Origin of the sequence: Amycolatopsis circi, assembly GCF_003385235.1 — a bacterium.
Classification (GTDB): Bacteria; Actinomycetota; Actinomycetes; order Mycobacteriales; family Pseudonocardiaceae; genus Amycolatopsis; species Amycolatopsis circi.
In genome coordinates, this window is sequence record NZ_PQIA01000277.1 from 1 (window position 1) to 2,613 (window position 2,613).

The following is a 2,613-nucleotide window of genomic DNA, read 5'->3' on the forward strand; positions in this document are numbered from 1 at the left end:
GGCGAGAGCCGTCCCGAAGCGGCTGGGTCCGGTCAGGCGGGTGCCGGGGCGGGGCGGGCCGGAGCTGCCGGTGCGGCTGCTGCGGGTCGGTCGGTTCCGGGGCAGGCGGCGGGTGCGGAAGCTGCTGCCGATGCCCGGAAGGCGGCGGCTGAGGACGCGCAGTTCGAGCTGGGCCTCGAATGTCTGCTGGACGGCATCGCCGCGCGGCTCCGCTAGGTTGGTGCGCCTGAACCGGCTGGCTGGGGAGAGCGACGTGAAGTTCCTGCTGACGATGCACATGAACCCCGAGGTATGGGAAGGACTGAGCGAGGAGACCCGCCAGGAGGTGATGGACGGGCACGCGGACTTCATCGCCAAGATCCGCGCGTCCGGCGAGATGATCAACACGCAGGCGCTCGGCGGGCCGGACGACAGCGCTGTCGTGCGGGTGCGCGGCGGGGTGCCTGCGGTCACCGACGGTCCGTTCGCGGAGTCGAAGGAGTTCCTCGCCGGGTTCTACCTGGTCGAATGCGAAAGCCGCGACCGGGCGCTGGAGGTCGCCGTGATGATTCCCGACGCGGGGATCGACGGGCTCGGCATCGAGGTCCGGCCGGTCGTGTTCTTCGCCGACGCGGAAACCCAGTCCGACCTCGGCTGATGGCGGACGTCGGCGAGCTGCTCCGGCCGCTCGTGCCGCAGGTGCTCGGGACGCTCGTGCGGCGGTACGGGCAGATCGAGGCGTGCGAGGACGCGGTGCAGGAGGCGCTGGTCGCGGCGGTCGAGCAGTGGTCGGCAGGCGAGGTACCCGACAACCCGCGTGCCTGGCTGCTCACGGTCGCCACCCGGCGGCTGACCGACCTGTGGCGCAGCGAAAGCGCGCGGCGGCCACGCGAAGAAACCGTTGCGGTGCAGGACGTCGCGCTGACGGCGGTCGTGCCCGGACCGGAGGACGAGCAGTCGCCGGGGCAGGACGACACGCTGACGTTGCTGTTCCTGTGCTGCCATCCGGCGGTCACGGCCAGTTCGCAGGTCGCACTGACGCTGCGCGCGGTCGGCGGATTGACGACGGCTGAGATCGCGCGCGCGTTCCTCGTGCCGGAAGGCACCATGGCGCGCCGGATCACGCGGGCGAAAGAAAGCGTCGTGGCGGCCGGTTCGACCTTTGCGACTCCGTCCGCCGAGGACTGGCCGGCTCGGCTGCAGGTCGTGTTACACGTGCTGTACCTGATTTTCAACGAGGGGTACACGGCGACGTCGGGCGAGGATCTGCACCGCGTCGAACTGTCCGAGGAAGCGATCCGGCTGACTCGCGCCGTCCATGCGTTGCTTCCGGACGACGGCGAGGTCGCCGGGTTGCTCGCGCTCATGCTGCTCACCGACGCGCGACGGCCGGCTCGCACCGGGCCCGACGGAGCGTTGACACCGCTCGCCGAACAGGACCGTCGACAGTGGACGGTGCCGTTGATCGTCGAGGGTCTGGAATTGGTGAACCGGGTATTGGGGCGAGGCCCGGTGGGGCCGTACCAGGTGCAAGCCGCCATCGCGGCACTGCACGACCAGGCGACGGGCACGGATTCCACTGACTGGGCGCAGATCCTGGAGTTGTACGGCCTGCTCGAACAACTCGCGCCCGGCCCGGTGACGACGCTCAACCGGGCGATCGCGGTCGCGATGGTTCACGGTCCGGAGAAAGCGCTGGCGCTGCTGGCCACGCTCGAAGACGACGCGCGGTTGAGACAGGGCCATCGGCTCGACGCGGTTCGTGCGCATCTGCTCGAACTCTCCGGCGACACCGCGGGTGCGCACGAGCATTACCTGCGCGCGGCGAAACGCACGAGCAGCATGCCGGAGCGCCGATATCTCCAGACGAAGGCGGCGAAGTTCCTTCCGCGGGGAGGGTAGGCGGATTGGCTGGGCGGGTGAGTTGCCAGGCCAGGGAAGGCTGTTAGGCGAGCGGGTGCTGGCCGGTCAGGGGAGGCCGTTAGGCGGGCGGGTGAGTTGCCAGGCCGGCGGAGGCTGTTTGGCGGGCGGGTGACTTGCCAGGCCAGCGGAGGCTGTTTGGCGAGCGGTGGAGTTGCCAGGCGAGGGAAGGACCGCTCAGCGAGCGGGTGCTGGCCGGTCAGCTCGGGAGGGCGCGAATATCCGGAGTGCGGCAGGTCCGGTCAGGCGGCTGCGTTTGTGCGTTCCAGGAGGAATACCCGGATTTCGCGGTGGGCGGCGCGTTCGGCGTAGCGGTCGTAGGCGGGCCAGTAGGAGGCGACGGCGTCCCACATTTCCTGTCGTTCGGCGTCTTTCAGGAGACGGCCTCGGACTGGGAGGGTGCGGCCGTGGACGGAGACTGTCGCGTCGGGGTGGGACAGGAGGTTCGCTGTCCAGGCGGGATGGTGTTCTCCGCCCCAGTTGGAGCCGATCACTACGTAACCGCTGGCGCGTTCGACGTACAGCAGCGGGACCTGGCGGGGTTCGCCGGTGGTGCGGCCGATCGTGGTGAGCAGGAGGGTGCGCAGTCCGACCGCCGCGCCTACGCCCACGCGGCCGCCGCTGATGCGGAGGAGCAGGCGGTCCGCGGGCATCATCGCTTGGCCGAACGCGGCGAATGCCTTGCTGCGGCCCAAACCGGCGAACATCCTGCGC

4 protein-coding genes are annotated in these 2,613 nt (G+C 70.1%); 3 read left to right on the top strand and 1 reads right to left on the bottom strand.

Features of this window, described 5'->3' with window-relative positions; all coding sequences use genetic code 11:
- The 3 genes from D0D37_RS46190 to D0D37_RS46200 all read left to right on the top strand — a co-directional run.
- Positions 1-216: hypothetical protein (locus tag D0D37_RS46190; RefSeq protein ID WP_208720579.1), on the top strand; the 216-nt coding region annotated here is incomplete at its 5' end.
- A gap of 37 nt (positions 217-253) precedes the next feature.
- A complete protein-coding gene (locus D0D37_RS46195; RefSeq protein ID WP_116206882.1) occupies positions 254-637 on the top strand; it encodes a YciI family protein in 384 nt (127 codons plus the stop codon).
- Complete coding sequence (locus D0D37_RS46200; RefSeq protein ID WP_116206880.1) at positions 637-1,881, top strand: RNA polymerase sigma factor; 1,245 nt, start codon at positions 637-639, stop codon at positions 1,879-1,881. Before D0D37_RS46195 ends, D0D37_RS46200 begins: the two co-directional genes overlap by 1 nt.
- 260 nt (positions 1,882-2,141) lie before the next feature.
- Here the strand turns inward: D0D37_RS46200 and D0D37_RS46205 are convergent.
- Positions 2,142-2,613: nitroreductase family deazaflavin-dependent oxidoreductase (locus D0D37_RS46205; RefSeq protein WP_208720580.1), on the bottom strand; the 472-nt coding region annotated here is incomplete at its 5' end.

Bases quoted from the DNA above. Each gene is read 5' to 3' on its own strand.
- D0D37_RS46200 (WP_116206880.1), top strand. From the start codon at position 637: ATGGCGGACGTCGGCGAGCTGCTCCGGCCGCTCGTGCCGCAGGTGCTC.